This window comes from Streptomyces sp. NPDC093586 (assembly GCF_044764905.1).
In the GTDB taxonomy this organism is placed as follows: Bacteria; Actinomycetota; Actinomycetes; order Streptomycetales; family Streptomycetaceae; genus Streptomyces.
This window is the reverse complement of record NZ_JBIWJA010000039.1, coordinates 1-18,791: the sequence shown is the minus strand read 5'-3', so window position 1 is coordinate 18,791 and position 18,791 is coordinate 1. Positions and strand designations below refer to the sequence as shown.

14 protein-coding genes and 4 pseudogenes are annotated in these 18,791 nt (G+C 72.8%); 10 read left to right on the top strand and 8 right to left on the bottom strand.

The features are described 5' to 3' along the window. Nucleotides 1–108: 108 nt before the first annotated feature. Entirely contained in the window at nt 109–1,638 is a 1,530-nt protein-coding gene (locus ACIRFH_RS29870; RefSeq protein WP_403527444.1) for a helix-turn-helix domain-containing protein, read from the bottom strand. Between the two features lie 204 nt (nt 1,639–1,842). Between ACIRFH_RS29870 and ACIRFH_RS29865 the strand changes: the two genes are divergently transcribed. Together ACIRFH_RS29865 and ACIRFH_RS29860 are read left to right on the top strand one after the other, a co-directional pair. Then, nucleotides 1,843–2,463, top strand: coding sequence for an L-threonylcarbamoyladenylate synthase (locus ACIRFH_RS29865; RefSeq protein ID WP_403527441.1), 621 nt, complete (start codon nt 1,843–1,845; stop codon nt 2,461–2,463). Nucleotides 2,464–2,588: 125 nt separating this feature from the next. Further along, nucleotides 2,589–3,344, top strand: coding sequence for a dienelactone hydrolase family protein (locus ACIRFH_RS29860; protein WP_403527438.1), 756 nt, complete (start codon nt 2,589–2,591; stop codon nt 3,342–3,344). 58 nt (nt 3,345–3,402) lie between these two features. On the opposite strand, the pseudogene ACIRFH_RS29855 reads toward ACIRFH_RS29860, so the two are convergent. From ACIRFH_RS29855 to ACIRFH_RS29845, 3 genes and pseudogenes are all read right to left on the bottom strand, one after another. After that, nucleotides 3,403–4,379, bottom strand: a pseudogene (locus ACIRFH_RS29855) (TauD/TfdA dioxygenase family protein). Between the two features lie 103 nt (nt 4,380–4,482). Next, a pseudogene (locus tag ACIRFH_RS29850) lies at nt 4,483–5,114 on the bottom strand (GH32 C-terminal domain-containing protein); the annotation flags it as partial. A 65-nt stretch (nt 5,115–5,179) separates the two neighbouring features. After that, on the bottom strand, nt 5,180–7,528 hold the full coding sequence (locus ACIRFH_RS29845; protein WP_403527435.1) for a SpoIIE family protein phosphatase: 2,349 nt from the start codon (nt 7,526–7,528) through the stop codon (nt 5,180–5,182). Between the two features lie 281 nt (nt 7,529–7,809). Here ACIRFH_RS29845 and ACIRFH_RS29840 point away from each other — a divergent pair. The 4 genes and pseudogenes from ACIRFH_RS29840 to hemC form a co-directional block, all read left to right on the top strand. Next, nucleotides 7,810–8,706, top strand: a pseudogene (locus ACIRFH_RS29840) (family 43 glycosylhydrolase); the annotation flags it as partial. A 123-nt stretch (nt 8,707–8,829) separates the two neighbouring features. Continuing rightward, nucleotides 8,830–9,903, top strand: a complete 1,074-nt coding sequence (locus ACIRFH_RS29835) for a LacI family DNA-binding transcriptional regulator (RefSeq protein ID WP_403527432.1) — start codon at nt 8,830–8,832, stop codon at nt 9,901–9,903. 314 nt (nt 9,904–10,217) lie between these two features. Then, nucleotides 10,218–10,564: pseudogene (locus tag ACIRFH_RS29830) on the top strand (MFS transporter); the annotation flags it as partial. Between the two features lie 169 nt (nt 10,565–10,733). Further along, nucleotides 10,734–11,669, top strand: coding sequence for a hydroxymethylbilane synthase (gene hemC, locus ACIRFH_RS29825; protein WP_403527429.1), 936 nt, complete (start codon nt 10,734–10,736; stop codon nt 11,667–11,669). A 19-nt stretch (nt 11,670–11,688) separates the two neighbouring features. Here hemC and ACIRFH_RS29820 read toward each other — a convergent pair whose 3' ends face one another. Then, nucleotides 11,689–12,213: a hypothetical protein gene (locus ACIRFH_RS29820; protein WP_403527427.1), complete on the bottom strand. Its 525-nt coding sequence runs from the start codon at nt 12,211–12,213 to the stop codon at nt 11,689–11,691. A gap of 401 nt (nt 12,214–12,614) precedes the next feature. Between ACIRFH_RS29820 and ACIRFH_RS29815 the strand changes: the two genes are divergently transcribed. Then, nucleotides 12,615–13,406, top strand: coding sequence for an RNA polymerase sigma factor SigF (locus ACIRFH_RS29815; protein WP_403527424.1), 792 nt, complete (start codon nt 12,615–12,617; stop codon nt 13,404–13,406). 52 nt (nt 13,407–13,458) lie between these two features. Here ACIRFH_RS29815 and ACIRFH_RS29810 read toward each other — a convergent pair whose 3' ends face one another. Continuing rightward, a complete protein-coding gene (locus ACIRFH_RS29810) occupies nt 13,459–13,779 on the bottom strand; it encodes an ANTAR domain-containing protein (RefSeq protein ID WP_403527421.1) in 321 nt (106 codons plus the stop codon). A gap of 239 nt (nt 13,780–14,018) precedes the next feature. Here ACIRFH_RS29810 and ACIRFH_RS29805 point away from each other — a divergent pair, with 239 nt between their 5' ends. Then, on the top strand, nt 14,019–14,825 hold the full coding sequence (locus ACIRFH_RS29805) for a VOC family protein (protein WP_403527418.1): 807 nt from the start codon (nt 14,019–14,021) through the stop codon (nt 14,823–14,825). A gap of 10 nt (nt 14,826–14,835) precedes the next feature. Here the strand turns inward: ACIRFH_RS29805 and glgX are convergent, their stop codons facing one another. Then, nucleotides 14,836–16,983 carry a glycogen debranching protein GlgX gene (gene glgX / locus ACIRFH_RS29800; RefSeq protein WP_403527415.1) on the bottom strand — a complete coding sequence of 716 codons (2,148 nt, stop codon included), beginning with the start codon at nt 16,981–16,983 and terminating at the stop codon, nt 14,836–14,838. Further along, a complete protein-coding gene (locus ACIRFH_RS29795) occupies nt 16,980–17,495 on the bottom strand; it encodes a pep a2 (RefSeq protein WP_403527412.1) in 516 nt (171 codons plus the stop codon). The genes glgX and ACIRFH_RS29795 overlap by 4 nt, the downstream gene beginning before the upstream one ends. Nucleotides 17,496–17,757: 262 nt before the next feature. Between ACIRFH_RS29795 and ACIRFH_RS29790 the strand changes: the two genes are divergently transcribed. Together ACIRFH_RS29790 and ACIRFH_RS29785 are read left to right on the top strand one after the other, a co-directional pair. Further along, the gene (locus ACIRFH_RS29790; RefSeq protein ID WP_403527408.1) at nt 17,758–18,078 is read left to right on the top strand and encodes a DUF5133 domain-containing protein; all 321 of its coding nucleotides are present in this window, start codon (nt 17,758–17,760) and stop codon (nt 18,076–18,078) included. Nucleotides 18,079–18,131: 53 nt separating this feature from the next. Next, nucleotides 18,132–18,791: maltotransferase domain-containing protein (locus ACIRFH_RS29785; protein WP_403527405.1), on the top strand; the 660-nt coding region annotated here is incomplete at its 3' end.

The following is an 18,791-nucleotide window of genomic DNA, read 5'->3' as shown; positions in this document are numbered from 1 at the left end:
GCGCGACCGGTCCCCCGTTCCGGTCGTGCCCCTCACGGCCCGTCGAACCTATGTGTACGGCCGGCCGGTTGTGAACCGTCTCGATGCCCGCTGCCGGGTCATCCGGACTCACCCGTGCACGGGTGAGTCCGGATGACCCGGTTTCGTCCCGGGCAGGCGCGGCTGATCGAGGTCGCCCACCGCGAGGTGGGCCAGCACCACCTCGTACAGGTCGCCGCCGCCGGCGAGCAGCCGGCGCTCCAGGGCGGGCTCCACGCTGCGGACGTGCTCCCGCACGGTCTGCGCGTGGACGCCGAGCCTTCGGGCGGCCCGCTCGGCGTTGCCGCCGGCGGCGATCCAGGCGCGCAGCGTGCGCCGCAGGTTCCGGGCGTCCGGCTCCAGCCGGCCCAGCAGGTGACCGGCCCAGGTGCGCAGCGCGGGCCCGGCCAGCAGGTCGGTGAGGCAGGCCCGGCCCGGTCCGGCCGCGTCGTCACCGGGGTGCGCCTGGAAGGCGGCCTGGGCGTTGAGGGCGAGGTGGACGGCGGCCCGGACGGTCAGGTCGGTGAAGTCGGTGCGCAGCAGGCCCTCGACGCGGTCCATGCGGGCGCGGACCGTGTTGCGGCTGACGCCGAGGACCTTGGCCGTGTTGACGGCGGTGAACTCCAGGCCGAGCCGGGTGGTGGCGAGCAGCTCGGCGCGGGTGTGGTGCGGCAGGCCGTCGAGCGGGCGCAGCAGGCGGGCCGTCCAGCCCCGCAGGACGGCCGGGTCCATCAGCCGCTCGGGGCGGGTCCGCTCGGCGTACACGGCCGCCTTCCCGGGCCGGAACCGGGCCACGGCCAGGGCGCTCACGGCCTGTCCGTACGCGGTGGCGGTACGGGCGAGGCTCTGCCGGGCGCTGCCGCCGAGGAAGACGCCGGGGGTGCGGCCGACGAGCGACCGCAGCGCCTCGCCGGCCGTGTCGCGGGGCGCCAGGACGATGACATGCTCGTCCATGGCCGGGCAGCGCACCACCAGGGCCCGGTCCGCCGTCACCGACAGGCACTCCTCGGCGAGGCGGTCGCGTTCCTCGGGGACGCTCTCCACGACGTAGACGCACGCCGTGTCGGTGTCGAGGAGTCCGGGCCACAGTCCCGCGGCCACGCGGCGCGCGGAGACGGTGTCCTCGACCATCAGCAGTTGCAGGATGGCCAGCCGCAGATCGGAGGTCGCCCGCCGCAGCCGCCGTCCGGCGGCGGTGGACTCGTGTTCCGCCAGCAGGAGTTCCACCACCTGGGCCGTGTGGGTCACGATGTCGGCGGCCCGCCGGTCGAACGGGGCGTCACGGACCACCGCGAGGACGGCGGACGGTGCCGGGTGGGCCCGCTCCACCCGGACCAGGCGCAGGTGGCGGCCCCCGTCCTCGAGGGCGGCGGAGGCGATCCGGCCGGCGGTGATGTCCGCGACCAGGTGTTCGTCCAGCGGTGTGCGGGTCCCGGCCAGGAGGCCGCCGGTGCCGTCCCGCAGCGTCACGGCCGCGTCCACGGCTCCCGCGAGCCAGGTCACGACCCTGCGTACGTCACGCCCGGCCGGCCGCAGGTGGTCGAGCAGTTCCTCCGCCCATCCCGCGTGCCCGCCGGCCCTCGCGTCCTGCTGCCGTGTCCCGTCCCCGCGGCCCGCCACGTCGGCCTTCTCCTCGCCCTCGCCTCACTTTCGGCCAGGTCGGGGACGTTACCGCATGCCCGCCCATGCCGCGGAGCACGCAGGCGGCGGCCCACGTGTGGGAGGGGCGGCCGAGCCCAGCAGGCCGGGCCGGTACGCGCGCCGGCGTCGTGGCGTCGACCGGGTCTGCCCGGTCCGGGCGCGCGGGCGGCATAAGCTCGGTGGATGGCGAAGTACTTCGACGTGCACCCCGACAACCCCCAGCCGCGCAGCATCGCCCAGGTCGCCGACAGCGTCCGCGCGGGCGCGCTGATCGCGTACCCGACGGACTCCTGTTACGCGCTGGGCTGTCGGCTGGGCAGCCGCGACGGGACCGACCGCATCCGGTCGATCCGGCACCTGGACAACCGGCACCACTTCACTCTGGTGTGCCAGGACTTCGCGCAGCTCGGCCGGTTCGTGCAGATCGACAACGACGTGTTCCGGGCGATCAAGGCGTCGACCCCGGGCAGTTACACGTTCATCCTGCCCGCGACGAGGGAGGTGCCGCGCATGCTCCAGCACCCGAAGAAGAAGACCGTCGGCGTACGCATCCCCGACCACGTCGTCACCCAGGCGCTGCTGGCCGAACTCGGTGAACCGCTGCTGTCCAGCACGCTCCTGCTGCCCGACGAGGAGGAGCCGATGACACAGGGCTGGGAGATCAAGGACCGGCTCGACCACGTGGTGGACGCGGTGATCGACTCCGGGGAGTGCGGCACCGAACCGACCACGGTCGTCGACTTCTCCGGCGGGGAGGCGGAGATCGTACGCCGGGGTGCCGGCGACACCACGCGGTTCGAGTAGCGGGCCGGCCGCCGGCCACGGGGGCGCGCACCGCACCCCATGGCCGGCGTGCCACGATGGCCGTGATCCGCCGGCCGCCGGGCTGACCGGACGCCGAGACCCGACCGAGAGAGGGCAGCCCCGCCATGACCGCCGTAGAGGGCAACGTCGTCGACATCCCCACCGACGACGGGACCGCAGACGCCTACCTCGCGCACCCCGGTGACGGGAACGCGTACCCGGGGGTCCTGTTCTACATGGACGCCTTCGGGCTGCGCCCGCAGCTGAGGGCGATGGCCGACCGGCTGGCCGGCGCCGGATACACCGTGCTGGTGCCGAACGTCTTCCACCGGCACGGTCGGGCACCGGTCGTCGAACTGCCCGGGTTCATCGACGCGCAGGCGCGTCCGGAGCTCTTCCGGCACCTCGGTCCGATCATGCGGTCCCTGACGCCGGAGCGGGCGATGCGGGACGCGGGCGCCTATCTGCGGTGGCTCGGAAACTGCGCCGCGGTCGCCGACGGTCCGGTCGGGGTGACCGGCTACTGCATGGGCGCCGCGCTCGCCCTGCGCACCGCGGGCGCGTACCCGGACCGGGTCGCCGCCGCGGCCGGCTTCCACGGCGGGAACCTGGCGACCGAGGAGCCGCAGAGCCCGCACCTGGTGGCCGGGCAGGTCACCGCCGAGGTGTACTTCGGCCACGCCGACCGGGACCCTGGCATGCCTCCCGAGCAGCAGGAGCGCCTGGCGGCGGCCCTGGCCGGGGCGGGCGTCCGCCACCGCTGCGAGGTCTACGCGGGGGCCCACCACGGTTACACGCAGGCCGACACCTCCGCGTACGACCCGGAGGCGACCGAGCGGCACTGGGAGGAGCTGCTCGGCCTGCTGAAGCGGACCCTCTGACCGTCCCCGGCCCGGCGGTCCCGGTACGCCGACGGCGCCCCGGACGCCACCGCGCGGGTCACCAGCGTCCCGGCTCGCTGCCCACGAGCGGCGTCGACGCGGTGCCGTCCACGCCGACGGGCACCTCGCCGGCGAGCATCACGCGGTGCATGGTCCTCGGGTGGCCGAGGTGGGCGTGGTCGCCGGGGGCGAGGTGGATGGTGGCCCGGTTGTCCCAGAAGGCGACGCTGCCCGGCTCCCAGCGGAAGCGGACCGTGTACTCGGGCCGCGTCGCCTGCTCCAGCAGCGTCTCCAGGACCGCCGCGCTCTCGGGGCGGGAGAGCCCGGCGATCTGCTCGACGTAGTAGCCGTTGACGAACAGCACGCGCTCCCCCGTCTCCGGATGGACGCGGACCAGCGGATGCACGGTCGCGGTCTGGTGGTCCACCAGATGACGGACGTAGGCGTCGTCGCCCGGCCGGGACTGGTAGCCGACGCCGAGGCGGTGTTCGGCCCGCAGTCCGTCGACGAACGCGCGCACCGGGGGGACAGTCCGGCGTAGGCGGCGGCCAGGTTCGACCAGGTGGTGTCGCCGCCGTACGGCGGGACGGTCTCGGCGCGCAGGATCGTGGCGGCGGGCGGGTCGACGCGGGCGCCGTGGTCGCAGTGCCAGCCGCGCAGCAGCGTGTGGCGCCGGCGGCGCAGCCACTCGTCGTGCTCCATGCCGAACCGTCCGCCCAGCTCCAGCCGGTCGGCGGTCGTCTCGATCTCCGGGTGGTCCGGGGGTGACGCCTTCCCGCGCCGGGGCAGGACGACCGGTTCGCCGAAGCGGCGCGCGAACGCGACGTGCCCGGCGTGGTCGAGGCGCTGGTTCCGGAAGAACACCACCTTCCACCGCAGCACCGCCGCGCGGACCGCGGCGACCTGCGCCTCGTCGAAGCCGCCGGCCAGATCGACGCCGCCGATCTCGGCGCCGATGTGCCCGGCGACCGGTTCCACCTCGATCCCCGCGGCCCGCGCCGCCGTACGTTCCGCCGTGGCCCTGTCCGTCGTCATGCGCACTCCGTCGGTCGGTCGTCCGATCAGTCGTCCGATCGGCTCCAGCAGAGATCGTGGCAGTCTTCGACCGGCGTGGCGACAGGGTCCCGGGGCGCTCTCGGACGGTGAACTCCCGTATCACCGTGTTCCGGAACACCGCCCTGCCGTCGACCGTGAACAGGGCGAGACCGCGGTCGATCAGGTAGGGGAAGACCGCCGTGGAGTGCGTGTACCGTCCGTCGTCCACGAACATCTCCACGGACGTGCGGTCCTCGAGAACGCGCGGCCGTACGGTCCGGGCGGACGGGTCGAAGGGTGTGCGGCTCTCCTGCCACCGCCCGGAGACGTCGGGGTTCACCGCGCCGCGGCGGTTGACGAAGGCGTAGTCCGCGTGGACGCCGGCGTCGATGTGCCGGCCGCCGGCGCCGGAGCGGCGCAGCTGCACGCCGGCGCCGGTCAGCCGGTCAGCCGGTCCCAGGTGATCTCGCGGCTCAGCTCGTAGGCGGTGCCCGTGCAGTCCGGCACGCGGGTGCCGTCGACGGCGAGGTCGCCCAGCCGAACGGTGCGTGGGACGTGGGCGTCGAGGGCGGTCACCGGCCGCGAGGCGAGGTAGCAGGTGCCGGCCGGGTCACGCTTCAGGCGGATCTCGCGGACGATCGAGTCGGTGCCGTTGAAGCCGCCGGTGTCGACCGTGGGGGTGGTGTTCGCGTAGTCCCCGTCCCCGTTGTTCAGCCGGCCGATGGCGTGGCGCACGCCCGACGCTCGCCCGGTTCGCCCCCGGAGGGGCGGGGGACGCAGGAGGCCGGAGGAGGGACGACTCACCCTTCGGGTTCCTCGGGCAGAGGCTGTTCGGCCCAGATCGTCTTGCCGTCGCCGGTCTGGCGGCTGCCCCAGCGCTGGGTGAGCTGGGCGACCAGCAGCAGCCCCCGGCCGCCCTCGTCGTACGCATGGGCCCGGCGCAGGTGCGGCGAGGTGGAGCTGCCGTCGGAGACCTCGCAGATCAGGGTGCGGTCGCGGATGAGACGGAGCTGGACGGGCGGCGCGCCGTACCGGATCGCGTTGGTGACGAGCTCGCTGACGACGAGTTCGGTGACGAACGCCATCTCGTCCAGGCCCCACTCCGTCAGCTGTTCGGTGGCGGACTGCCGGGTGGCGGCCACGTGCGCGGGGTCCGGCAGGACGTCCCAGGTGGCGACCTGGTCGCCGCCCAGCGCCCGGGTACGGGCCAGCAGCAGGGCCACGTCGTCACCGGGCTGCTCGGGCATCACCGCCTTGAGCACACAGTCGCACAGGGCGTCGAGCGAGTGCGCGGGGGTGGTCAGCGCGCGGCGCAGTTCGGCGGTGGCGGGGCCCGTGTCGCCGTCGCTGTCCCGGACCAGGCCGTCGGTGTACAGCGCGACGACCGAGCCCTCGGGCAGGACCGTCTCGGTCGCCTCGAACGGCAGTCCGCCGACACCGAGCGGCGGTCCGGCGCTGACGGGGACGAGGCGGGTGGTGCCGTCGGGGAGCACGACGGCGGGCGCGGGGTGGCCGGCGGAGGCGAGGGTGAGACGGCTGGTGACGGGGTCGTAGACCGCGTAGAGGCAGGTGGCGCCCAGTTCGCCCACTTCGTCGCCGCCGTCCGCCGTGAGGTGGACGACGAGGTCGTCGAGATGGGTGAGGAGTTCGTCGGGCGGCAGGTCGACGTCGGCGAGGGTGCGTACGGCCGTGCACAGGCGGCCCATGGTGGCGGAGGACGGGATGCCGTGGCCGACGACGTCGCCGACGACCAGGGCGACCCGGCTGCCGGAGAGCGGGATCACGTCGAACCAGTCGCCGCCGAGGCCGGCCGCCGACCCGGAGGGCAGATAGCGGTGGGCCACCTCGACGGCCGACTGGCCCGGCATGCCCCTGGGCAGCAGGCTGTGCTGGAGGGCGAGCGCGGTGGAGCGCTCGCGGGCGAAGCGGCGGGCGTTGTCGACACAGACCGCGGCCCGGCTGGCCAGTTCCTCGGCCAGGGCGATGTCGTCGGGGGCGAACGGTCCCCGGGGAGTGATGCGCATGGCCGTCGCGACGCCCAGGGTGGTGCCGCGGGCCCGCAGCGGAACCGCCAGGGTGGAGCTGACGCGGTCCCGGAACGGGCGGTCGGCGGGAACCTTCTCGTCGCTCAGCCTCATCCACCGGTCGAAGTCCGGGTCGCCCGGGCCGACCAGTACCGGCCGTCCCTCCCGGAGCGCCCGCGCGGGTGCCGAGAAGGGCGGGTACACGTCGGTGTCGCCCGGGCGCACGGACACCTTCGGAAGCCCTTCGGCGGCGGATTCGTGGGCGACCCGGCGCAGCATGATGTTCTCGGCCGGTCCCGCAAGCGGCTCGTTCGCGCCGAGGACCCAGTCGAGCAGGTCGACGCCGGCGAAGTCGGTGAACCGCGGCACGAGGATGCCGACCAGTTCCTCGGCGGTGCGCACCACGTCCAGACTGGTGCCGATCGCGGTCGCGGCCTCGTTCAGCAGGGCCAGCCGCTCCCGGGCCCGGTGCTGGTCCGTGCTCTCGAACCCCGCCACGGACACGGCGACCACGTCCCCGGACGGGTCGCGCACCGGCCACATCTCGATGGTCCAGGCGTACTCGCCGAGCCGGGAGGAGGCGGGCGTGAAGGTCTCGTAGCGCTGGGGCCGGCCGGTGTCGGTGACCTGCCGCAGAAGACGCAGGAATCCGGACGCGTCGGCGTCGATCTCCGCCATGACCTCCGGCAGCGGCCGTCCGATCAGCTCCTCCTCCGACATCCCCAGCATGCGCCGCGCCGTGTCGTTGATCCGCAGATAACGGTGCCGGGTGTCGTGGACGGACATGGACAGGGACGCCTGCTGGAAGCTCTCCCCGGTCAGCGTCAGCGCCGGCTCGTCCCGCGGACGGGCGGTCACCGCGTACCCGCACGGCCTGCCGTCCGCCCCGAGCAGGGGGCAGCCGCGCAGGGTCAGTTCCACGGCGGAACCGTCCCGGTGGCGGACCAGGGCCACGCCCGACAGCGCGGACACGGTCCCGGGCGGCGCCTCCTGGGCGAGCAGTTCCCGCGCGGCCCGGCCCACGGCCTCCTCGGCCGGGTAACCGGTCAGCCGCCGGGCGCCCTCGCTCCATCCCGTCACCGTGCCGTGGGCGTCGACGATCGCCGCAGCGGAGGCATGCTCCATGTCGTCCAGGATCAGCCCTTCACCGCCCGGTCTCAACCGGGACGGGCGAGGGGCCGGCTCAGCCGGAGGCGGTGGGTCCGGCAGCCGCGCGGACGTCACGCGCCGGTACGAACAGCGTCGGGGGAAGCCGCCGCACGGCCGTCCTGATCCCATGACCGCGCGTCCTCGACGAGGTCTTGACCCCGCCGCGACCCACCCAGCACTCTTGCCGTAGAGACCGGTTTCCATCCGAGCCCGGACGCTGCGACGAAGAGGCGACGAGACTCATGCACCAGCTGGTGAACGGCACGCAGTTCTCCGACACCGACGGCGATCCTCTCCACACCCACGGCGGCGGGATCCTCGAAGCCGACGGCTTCTTCTACTGGTTCGGCGAGGACCGGCATCCCGACGACACCTTCCGGGGCGTCGCCGCGTACCGCTCCACGGATCTCGTGAACTGGGAGTTCCGGGGGCACGTGCTCTCACAGGCGTCCCACCCCGAGCTGGCGTCGGCCAACATCGAGCGCCCCAAGGTGCTCCACAATCCCGCCGACGGCACGTTCGTGATGTGGATGCACAAAGAGGCTGCCGGCCATTACGAGGAGGCCCGGGCAGCCGTCGCCGTGTGTGACGCGCCGGACGGGGCGTACGAGTACCGCGGCAGCCTGCGTCCGCTCGGGCACATGTCCCGCGACCTGACCCTCTTCCGTGATGACGACGGCACCGGTTACCTCGTCTCCGCGGCCAACGAGAACGAGGATCTGCACGTCTACCGGCTGAGCGCGGATCACCTGGCGGCCGAGGAACTGGTCGCCAGGCTCTGGGTGGGCAGGTCCCGTGAGGCGCCCGCCGTGTTCAAGCGGGACGGCGTCTACTTCATGCTCACGTCGGGCTGCACCGGCTGGGCGCCCAACCAGCAGCAGTACGCCACCGCCGACGCCCTGACCGGTCCCTGGAGCGGACTGCGCGACGTGGGTGACGCCACGGCGTACGGCTCGCAGACCGCGTACGCCCTCGCGGTGCACGGCGCCCACGACTCCTCCTACCTCTACCTCGGCGACCGGTGGGCGGCCAACTGGGGTGCCCCGGTCAACGACTCCCGCCATGTCTGGCTGCCGCTGTCCTTCCCCGACCGGCGCACACTCGTCATGGAATGGTGCGACCGGCTGGCGGTGGACGCCGAGGCCGGCACGATCGTCGCCGTGAAGCACCGGAGCGCCGAGGAGCAGACGGCCCGGCTTCCCCGCGCCGCGGCTCCACTACAGTGAGCGTCACCGCAGGTGCCGGCGCACGCGGCGCGGGGGCGAGGGGAAGAGACAGTGAGCAGGAGCAGGGGAGCCGCCTCCGTCGGGGACGCCTCGACGGTCCGGGACGTCGCCCGGCTGGCCGGTGTCTCCCCGGCGACCGTCTCGCGCGTCATCGGCGGCACCTACCCCGTGGCCGAGGCGACCCGGGCCAAGGTCCTCGAGGCGATGCGGGAGCTGGACTTCGTCGTCAACGCCCATGCCCGGGCGCTCGGCGGGGCCACCAACAACACCGTGGCCTTCGTCGTCGACGACGTGACCGGCCCGTTCTACGCCCACATCGCGCGCGGCGTCGAGGAACAGGCCGCCGCGGAGGGCAGGCTGTGCATGCTGTGCACGACGCACGGTGACCCGCAGCGGGTGCTCGACGTCGTCGAGGCCATGCGGGAGCAGCGGGCGGACGCCGTGATCGTGGTGGGCGGCGCCTGGGACGAACGGTCCTACCAGGACCGGATGACCCACTTCGCGCACGCGCTGGACCGGGCCGGCTCGCGGCTCGTCCTGGTGGGCAGGCCGCCTCTGGGGCCGGGGGTGCCGGCGACGGTCGTGGAGTACGACAACGAGGGCGGCGCGTGCGCGATGACGATGCACCTGCTGAGTTCGGGGCACCGGCGCATCGCGTACGTCGGCGCCGTGCCGGGCCTGTCCACCAGCGCGGAGCGTCTGGCCGGTTTCCGGCGCGCGCACGAAGCCCTGGGGGTCGAGCCCGATCCGGACCTGGTCGTGCCGGGCGAGTTCACGCGGTCCTTCGGCTACCGTGCGGCCCAGAGCCTGCTCGCCTCGAAGAAGGACTTCACGGCTGTCTTCGCGGGGACGGACATGGTCGCCGCGGGGGTGGTCCAGGCGTTCCGCCAGGCGGGCGTGCGTGTGCCGGAGGACGTGTCCGTCGCCGGCTACGACGACATTCCTCTAGCCATCGACGTCCATCCGGCGCTGACGACGGTCGCGGTCCCGCTCGAGGAGATGGGACGCGACGCCGTGCGCCTGGCCCTGCGCCGGAAGGACATGGCCGAGCGCCAGCACAAGGTCTTCGGTACCCATGTGGTCATCCGCGACTCGGTGCGCGCTCCGGGCGCGGCCCGGGTCTGACCTCCCGCGGGCCCCGGCGGGCCGGGAAGACCCGTCGACGCTCTCCGTCGACACCCGATCGTGGGGACGGAGACCGATTTCTATGTGCTCGGTGCACACCCGACGCCGTGCGCGTCCGGTCTTTCTCCCCCGCCCCTCTTTCTGCACGAGGAGCCTGTGGGGGTCTTCAGCGCCGCAGAACGCCGTCGTGGCCTCCGCCGTCACCCTGCCCGCCTCGTCCTCGCCGGCTGCGGAGCCGGCGAGGACGAGGCGGGCAGGTCCTCCGGACCCGTCATCGTCGGGTGGCGGAGCCGGGACGCTCGTACATCCGCGACCAGGTCATGAAAGCGACCGGTTCCGGGCTCGGCCGCTCCCTGCTCGCCGCCGGTCTCGTGAGGCGCCCTCCGGCCCGGTGGTGACGGCGTTCGCGCCGGTCTCCGCGAAGGTGTCCAAGGCCAAGGGCCCGAGGGCGACCTTGATGATCGGCGCTCTGATCGTGACGGTCGGTCACGGGCCGGCTGTCGTGCCGATGTCCGAGATCCGGCACCTGGTGCCGGTCTCGTGCGTCCTCGCTGCGGGCATCGGCTTCACCTACTGCTCCGTGCCGGCCCTGATCATGGGCGCGGTACCGGCGAGCGGGGCGGCCGCGCTGCTACGGGCCGCCGCGACGGACGTGTGTGCGACAGGCCGAGTGCGTACGGCTCCGGCAGCGCCCACTGCGGCCTGGAGGGCGGCGGCCTCGTCTCCCGCCCGGCGGCGGCCGGGTCCTTCGGCCCCCGCCTCCGGCCGCGCGAGCGCCGGTCGGACGGATCGTGCGCCCTCCTCGCCCCCGAGGGCACTATCGTGTCCGCATGTCCGCCCCCGAACTGATCCGTATCGTCTCCCGCGACTCTCCCATGGCCCTCGCTCAGGTCGAGCGCGTGCGGGCCGAGTTGGCGGCCCTCCACCCCGGCGTGCGCACCGAGGTCGTGCCGGTGAGGACCACCGGTGACAAGTGGCTCGGCGACCTGTCGCAGGTGGAGGGCAAGGGCGCCTTCACCAAGGAGGTCGACGCCGCACTGCTGTCGGGTGAGGCCGACCTCGCGGTGCACTGCGTCAAGGACGTGCCCGCCGACCGGCCGCTTCCGGCGGGCACGGTGTTCGCCGCGTTCCTGAAGCGGGACGACATCCGGGACGCCCTCGTCCACCCGGGCGGGCTCACCCTGGACGAGCTTCCGGCCGGGACCCGCGTCGGCACCTCCTCGGTGCGCCGTGTCGCCCAGCTGGCCGCCACCCACCCGCATCTGACGTGCGTGCCGTTCCGCGGCAACGCCAACCGGCGGCTCGCGAAGCTGGCCGCCGGCGAGGCGGACGCCCTGCTGCTCGCGGTCTCCGGCCTGGAGCGCATCGGCCGCGGCGACGTGATCAGTGAGGTCCTGTCCACCGAGACGATGATGCCGCCGATCGGCGCGGGCGTCCTCGCCCTCCAGTGCCGCGAGGACGACGCCGAGCTGATCGACGCGGTCAGCGGCCTCGGCGACCCGGACACCCATCGGGAGGTCACGGCGGAACGCATGTTCCTGCACGTGCTCCAGGGGCACTGCAACAGCCCGATCGCCGGGTACGCCCGCGTGGACCGGAGTGGGGAACTCGCCCTGCGGGGCTGCGTGTTCACTCCCGACGGCAAGGTGCGGCTGAACGCCCACGAGTGGGCGGGCCGGCTCGACCCGGCCACCCTCGGCACGTCGGTCGCCGTGGCCCTGCTGCGTCAGGGCGCCCGGGAGATCATCGACGGCATCGCGCACTGAGGCGCCGTCCACCGGCGGATCAGGCGGTGCCCTCCTCCGCCTGGTCCCGCAGAAAGGCGCTCACCTGGTGCGCCAGGCCGTCGTCCCGCACCGTGCCCGGCAGGGCGCCGACGGCCGGCTCGTGCAGCCCGAGTCCGCCGGTCCACAGGCGGCGGCCGGCCCACTCCTCGTCCACCCGCAGCTGCACCTGGACGTCCACCTGGCCGAGGCTCGCCTCCGGGCCGGCCGCGTAGAGGACGGCGGTGGCCCGGCGCAGTGGGTGCACGTCGAAGCCCTCGATGAACTGAGAGTTGCGCCAGTCGAGGAACGCGCCCTCACCGTCGGGGCCGGTCCGCACGTCGATCTGCCCGTCCTCCAGGTGGATGCCGAAGGGCCGGCCGCCCCGGTTCTCGACGGTCACCCGGACACTGAAGTACGTCAGGCCCTCGGCGGCGTCGTCGCGGCCACGCGGCGGCTCGGCCGCCTCCAGACGGTGGACGCGGACCCGCAGACCGGCGTGTTCGTCGTACTCCTGCCAGTCCCCGACCACGTTCGGCTCGTACACAGCGCACCTCTCGACTTCCCGAAGCTGCTTCCTATCCGTGTGCTCAGTGCACTGTCAAATGAGCGGAATGCGCTGTGGCCAGGGGATTCGCCCCCTTTGATCGACGATCAAGCGTTGCGCAGGAACTATCCGCCGCACGCCCCCCGGACGATCACGGCGAGCGTGCCGCACATCACGTTGCGCACCGGCGCCCGCCCGGGACCGCCGGCGCGGCCGTTCGGACGAGCGCTCCGCACCCACAAGGCTTAATGTCCCTATATATGAAGACTTGTTTTGACATCGGAACGGCAGGGAAAACCCCTGTCAGCGCTTCGGACAGGAGGCACGTCCGCAGGAACCGGCACGTCCGGTACCCCGGTGTTCTGTCCATCCGGCACCCCTGCTGAGGGAGGTGCGCACCCATGCGTATCGCCAGCAGAACCAAGCCTCACCCGCACGACGACGCTCCCGACACGGCCGCCGCGTTCGAACGGCTCGCCCGGCTGTCCGACGGCCCGGAGCGCAAGGCACTGCGGGACGAACTGATCCAGGTCTGGCTCCCCATGGCCGAGCGCATCGCCGTCCGCTTCCGCGGGCGCGGCGAGAGCCTGGACGACCTCTATCAGGTGGCGGCCCTCGGACTGGTCAAGGCCGTCGACCACTACGACCCCGAACGCGGCCACGCCTTCGAGGCGTACGCCGTGCCGACCGTCACCGGCGAGATCAAGCGGCACTTCCGCGACCACATGTGGACGCTGCACGTGCCGCGCCGGATCCAGGACCTGCGCAACCGGGTGCGCCGCGCCACGAAGGAGCTGGCGCAGACCACGCCGGGACGCGCCCCCACGGTCGAGGAGATCGCCGAGCACGCTCATCTGACCACGGACGAGGTCCGCACCGGGATGGAGGCGCTGGAGTGCTTCTCCGCCCTCTCGCTGGAGGCGGAGATGCCGGGCACCGACGGGTACGCCCTCGGGGACGCGCTCGGCGGTCCGGATCCGGCCTTCGACACGGTCGTCGACCGGGTGGCCGTCCGACCCTGTCTGGAGGCCCTGCCCGAGCGCGAGCGCACCATCCTCTACCTGCGCTTCTTCGGCGGGATGACGCAGAGCCGCATCGCGCAGCAGCTCGGCATCTCCCAGATGCACGTCTCACGGCTGCTCAGCGGCTGCTTCGACCGGATCCGCGAGGAGATCCTCGCGGAGGCCCGCTGACCCGGCGCACGCCGCGGCGCGGTCTCACCGCCTCGGCCCCACCGCACTGCTCTCACCGCTGCGGCGGGGCGCCGGGGATCTGTGTCGGGCCGTGACGGTCCAGGGCCTCCTCCAGGGCGATCCGGATCTCCGCCGGCATCACTCCTGTGCGCCCCCAGATGAGTATCAGTTCCGCCACGTTGCGCAGTTTGATGTTCGTATGCTGGGAAACCTCCTTCAGAACGGCCCATCCCTCGTCCGGCGCCACCCGGCCGAGCACGACGATCATGCCGATGGCCTGGTCGACGACGGCGTGCGAGACGACCGCCTCCTTCAGCTGCCGGACCTGTTCCTGCAGCAGGAATATCTGGTCCGCGCCCCCGTCCGTGGGCATGGTCACCTCCGGATCCGGCGGGTCACCGCCGCTCGTGCCACGCGGTGCACCGCGCGGTACCGCTCCGACGCCTCCATCGTCGTCACATGCGCCACCCCGCGCCACCGGGCCGTGCGGGGCACGCCCGCCACCGTTTCGGCGGCGCCGCCGGGGTACTCGGCAGGCGCCCCCCGCCGTTCCGGCCGGACACTGGTGTGGAACCGGTGACTGCCGGTGGACGAGACCAGGACGCGACTGCCATGAACCACGACATGACCTCCCCCGCCGGTACGGACAGCCTCCTGACCACCCGCTCCGTGTACGGGGCCCCGTGCTGGGTGAGCCTGACCAGCCGCGATCTCAAGGCCACCGAGGAGTTCTACTCCGCCGTGCTCGGCTGGCAGTGGCGGCCCGCAAAGCTGGGCGAGCCCTTCCGGATCGCCCTGGCCGACGGGGTACCGGTCGCCGGTATCGCCGCGGTCGCCGGGATGTGGCAGATGGCGGTGGCGTGGACGCCGTACTTCGCCGTGCGCAGTGCGGACGAGGCCGTGTCGCGGGCGGCCGAACGCGGCGGCACGGCCGCGGTCGGGCCGATCTCCCTGCCGCCCGGCCGGGCGGCGCTGCTCGCCGACCGGGACGGCGCGACCTTCGGGATCTGGGAGGGTGAGCTGTTCTCGGACTGGGACACCTGGCGCACCTCGCGGCCCGCCTTCATCCGGCTGCACACACGCGACGCGTTCGACGCCGCCATCTTCTACGGCGAGGTCTTCGACTGGGCGTCGGGATCGAGCGGCTGCTGCGAGGTCGTGTACGAGGGCGACGAGGTGGTGCTGCGCCATCAGGGCGACGTCGTGGCGCGCATCGAGTCGGGTGCCCTGGGCGCGGCCCCCGACCCCGCCATCCGGCCGCACTGGCAGGTGCACTTCGTGGTCGACGACGTCGCGGCCTGCGCCCGCACCGCCGAGCGGCACGGCGGCAGTGTGCTGGCGCCGGGTGACGACGAGGCCGTGCTGCGCGATGCCGACGGCGCGCAGTTCACGGTGACCGCGCGCCCTCTCGGTCACTGATCCCACCGGCTCACCGACCGGTGCGGGACGGCCGCGAGAGCAGCACCAGGCTGCGTGACTCGACGGTCAGTCGAGTGCCCGCCTTGTGCTCCGCCTCGTCGGGGGTGCCCTCCGGTTCGGCGGTGTCGATCAGGGTCGTCCAGCGCTCGCCGTAGGTGGCGTCGGGCAGCCGGAAGCCGGTGGGCTCCCAGTGGCTGTTGAACAGCAGCAGGAAGGAGTCGTCGACGACGGGCCGGCCGCACGGGTCGGGTTCGGCGATGGCGTCGCCGTTGAGGAAGACGGCGACCGCGTGGGCGTCGGCGCGCTGCCAGTCGTCGTCGGACATCTCCCGCGCGTCCGGCCGCAGCCACACCAGGTCGGGCAACGGCTGGTCCGCGTTCGTCACCGTCTCGCCGCGGAAGTAGCGGCGCCGGCGCAGGACGGGATGGGCGGCGCGCAGGGCGATGAGGCGCCGGGTGAAGTCCAGCAGACCGCGCTGCTCCTCGTTCAACCGCCAGTCGATCCAGGAGATCTCGTTGTCCTGGCAGTAGGCGTTGTTGTTGCCCCGCTGGGTGCGGCCCAGCTCGTCGCCGTGGCAGAGCATGGGGATGCCCTGCGAGAGCAGGAGCGTGGCCAGGAGGTTGCGCTGCTGGCGGCCGCGCAGCTCCAGTACGGCCGGGTCCTTCGTCGGCCCCTCCGCTCCGCAGTTCCAGGACCGGTTGTGGCTCTCGCCGTCCTGGTTGTCCTCGCCGTTGGCCTCGTTGTGCTTGTCGTTGTACGAGACGAGGTCGCGCAGGGTGAACCCGTCGTGCGCGGTGACGAAGTTGACGCTGGCTCGGGGGCGGCGCCGGCTGTGCTGGTACAGGTCGGAGGAACCGGTCAGCCGGGACGCGAACTCACCGAGCGTGTGGTCCTCGCCGCGCCAGAAGTCCCGTACGGCGTCCCGGTACATGCCGTTCCACTCCGACCACAGCTGCGGGAAGTTGCCCACCTGGTAGCCGCCCTCGCCGAGGTCCCAGGGCTCGGCGATCAGTTTGACGCGGCTGATCACCGGGTCCTGCTGGATGAGGTCGAAGAACGCCGAGAGCCGGTCGACCTCGTGGAACTGCCGGGCGAGCGTGGCCGCGAGGTCGAAGCGGAAGCCGTCGACGTGCATCTCGGTGACCCAGTACCGCAGCGAGTCCATGATCAGCTGGAGTACGTAGGGGTGCCGCATCAGCAGGCTGTTGCCGGTGCCGGTGGTGTCGTAGTAGTGCTGCCAGTCGCCGTCCACCAACCGGTAGTACGAGGCGTTGTCGATGCCCCGGAAGGAGAGGGTGGGGCCCTTCTCGTTGCCCTCGGCGGTGTGGTTGTAGACCACGTCGAGGATCACTTCGAGGCCGGCCGCGTGCAAGGTCTTGACCATCGACTTGAACTCGGTGACCTGCTGGCCGCGGGTGCCGAGGGCGGCGTAGCCGTTGTGGGGCGCGAAGAAGCCGATGGTGTTGTAGCCCCAGTAGTTGGCGAGGCCCCGGTCCGTCAGGACGCCGTCGTGCACGAACTGGTGCACCGGCATGAGCTCGACGGCGGTCACGCCGAGGGAGGTCAGGTGGTCCACGACCGCCGGGTGCGCCAGCCCGGCGTAGGTGCCGCGCAGTTCGTCGGGCACGTCGGGGTGGGTGCGGCTGATGCCGCGCACGTGGGCCTCGTAGATCACGGTCTCCGAGTAGGGGTGCCGCGGCGGACGGTCGTCTCCCCAGTCGAAGAACGGGTCGGTGACCACGCCGAGCATGGTGTGCCCGGCGCTGTCGCCCGGGTCGGGTCTGCCCTGGGCGCGTTCGAAGAGGGAGGGGTGGTTGTCCGCCATCCCGTCCACGGCCCGCGTGTACGGGTCGATGAGCAGCTTCGCCGGGTTGCAGCGGTGGCCGACGGCCGGGGCCCACGGACCGTGGACGCGGTAGCCGTAGCGCTGCCCCGGGCCGACGCCGGGCAGGTAGCAGTGCCAGACGAAGCCGTCGACGTCGGGCAGCGGGACGGTGCTGTGGGTGCCGTCGTCGTCGACGAGGACGAGGTCGACGCGTTCGGCGACCTCGCTGAACAGCGCGAAGTTGGTGCCCTGTCCGTCGTACGCGGCCCCCAGCGGGTAGGGGTGCCCGCTCCACACGGGCGACCCCTTCCAGTTCGGCCTGGCGCGGGTCACCGGGCCTCCTCCAGCACTCCGTGGGTGGTGCTGCCCGGACCGGCCACCCGGCCCACCGGCGTGATCTCTCGCGGCACTTCCAGCCCCTCCTGGGTGATGGGCGCCGGCGCCGTCGGCACCAGCGGTACGCGTTCGCCGGCGCGGGCCCGCTGCGAGAACCAGATGACCTTGGCCCCGGTGTCGGTGGCGCAGCAGCCCCAGCCGTCGCTGTTGGCGGCGAGGTGTTGCAGACAGGTGCGCAGGTCCTGGTCGGGACGGAGCGCGTGGTCGTTGCCCCCTACCGCCGTGATGAGGTGGTGGCGGTTCCACCACATCTCGATCGACGTGTTCTTGTCGCTCGCGTGCTCGTCGATCGCCCGCAGCAGCATCTCGGCGCCCGAACAGACGGGTTCGACGAGGTTCTCCAGGTCCCAGAACCTGAGGTGAGCGGCCAGGATGCGCCTGACCTGTCCGACCCGTTCCGGGCTGACTTCCACGTCGAGGTGGTAGTAGCAGGGCACTGCGGTCTTCATCGTCGTGGCTCCTCACCGCGAAAGCTCTCGCTTCTCCGCGTCCCTCGAGGGACGGGCACCCCGTACACGAAGCGTGAGCACTGGTCGCTTCTGAGTGACTCCAGAGTGGGAGCGGTAGTCCATTCGTGCAACACGAGCGGCGGGCGCCCGGCACCGGCCGGAAAATCAGTTGAAGATCCAACAAGACGGCACGTCACCGTCCGTGCACCATGTGTGAAGAACTGGATCGTCCGTACCGGACCGTCACGGAAGGTGACCGGCCATGCTGCTTCCCGCGAAGACAGAAGTCGCCCGGCAGCTGCGGCGTTACCGCGCCTGGGAACGGATGATGCTCGCGTCTCCCGCGGACGTGCGCGTCCGGGCCACCTTCGAGGATTCCGGCTACACCCTCTGCGTGCTCATGGGGAAGCGGTGCGCGCGCGAGGCGGCCGACGCCGCCGAACGGTACCTGCGGACGAACCTGGTCACCTATTTGCAGGAGCAGAACGAGCGGCCCCGTACCGCGCGAGCGGCCCGGCGCGGTCCGCCGGCGGCGGACCGGCTCTCCTCGTCGGGGCGGAAGACCCCCTCCGGCGCGGCTTGACCCATTCGGCCGGGCCCCGGGCCCGGCCTCGAGCACGGCGGAGGTGAGAACGGATGAGCGCGACCGTGACGATCGGGCGTATCCCGGTGCGGGACGTCCACCCGGTGGTGGATCGCGGCAGGCGCCCGGCGAAGGCGGTGGCGGGAGAGACGTTCGAGGTCACCGCGACCGTGTTCCGCGAGGGACACGACGCGGTGGCCGCCAACGTCGTGCTGAAGGATCCCGAGGGCCGGTCCGGTCCGTGGACGCCGATGCGGGAACTGGCCCCGGGCAGCGACCGCTGGGGCGCAGAGGTCACTCCGGGCGCACCGGGCCGGTGGACCTACCGGGTGGAGGCCTGGAGCGACCCGGTCGCCACCTGGAAGCACCAGGCGCGGATCAAGGTCCCGGCGGGCATCGACACCGGTCTCGTCCTGGAGGAGGGGGCCGAGCTGTACCGGCGGGCCGCGGCCGGGGTCCCGAAGGAGTCCGGCCGGGACGTGGTGCTGGCGGCCGCGGCGGTGCTGGGCGACGACACGCTGCCGGTGGCCACGCGGCTGGCGGGGGCGTTGACGCCGGAGGTGGAGGCGGTGCTGGCCCGGCACCCGCTGCGGGAGCTGGTCACCTCCTCCGACCCGCTGCCCCTGCTGGTCGAGCGCGAACGCGCCCTGTACGGCTCCTGGTACGAGTTCTTCCCCCGCTCCGAGGGCACCCCCCAGCAGCCCCACGGCACC

Excerpts from the sequence above, each read along its gene's own strand:
- ACIRFH_RS29860 (WP_403527438.1), top strand. The coding sequence starts at position 2,589 with ATGACCGCCGTAGAGGGCAACGTCGTCGACATCCCCACCGACGACGGG.
- ACIRFH_RS29790 (WP_403527408.1), top strand. The coding sequence starts at position 17,758 with ATGCTGCTTCCCGCGAAGACAGAAGTCGCCCGGCAGCTGCGGCGTTAC.
- ACIRFH_RS29810 (WP_403527421.1), bottom strand. The coding sequence starts at position 13,779 with ATGCCCACGGACGGGGGCGCGGACCAGATATTCCTGCTGCAGGAACAG.
- hemC (WP_403527429.1), top strand. The coding sequence starts at position 10,734 with ATGTCCGCCCCCGAACTGATCCGTATCGTCTCCCGCGACTCTCCCATG.
- ACIRFH_RS29845 (WP_403527435.1), bottom strand. The coding sequence starts at position 7,528 with ATGGAGCATGCCTCCGCTGCGGCGATCGTCGACGCCCACGGCACGGTG.
- ACIRFH_RS29865 (WP_403527441.1), top strand. The coding sequence starts at position 1,843 with ATGGCGAAGTACTTCGACGTGCACCCCGACAACCCCCAGCCGCGCAGC.
- ACIRFH_RS29805 (WP_403527418.1), top strand. The coding sequence starts at position 14,019 with ATGAACCACGACATGACCTCCCCCGCCGGTACGGACAGCCTCCTGACC.
- ACIRFH_RS29795 (WP_403527412.1), bottom strand. The coding sequence starts at position 17,495 with ATGAAGACCGCAGTGCCCTGCTACTACCACCTCGACGTGGAAGTCAGC.
- ACIRFH_RS29815 (WP_403527424.1), top strand. The coding sequence starts at position 12,615 with ATGCGTATCGCCAGCAGAACCAAGCCTCACCCGCACGACGACGCTCCC.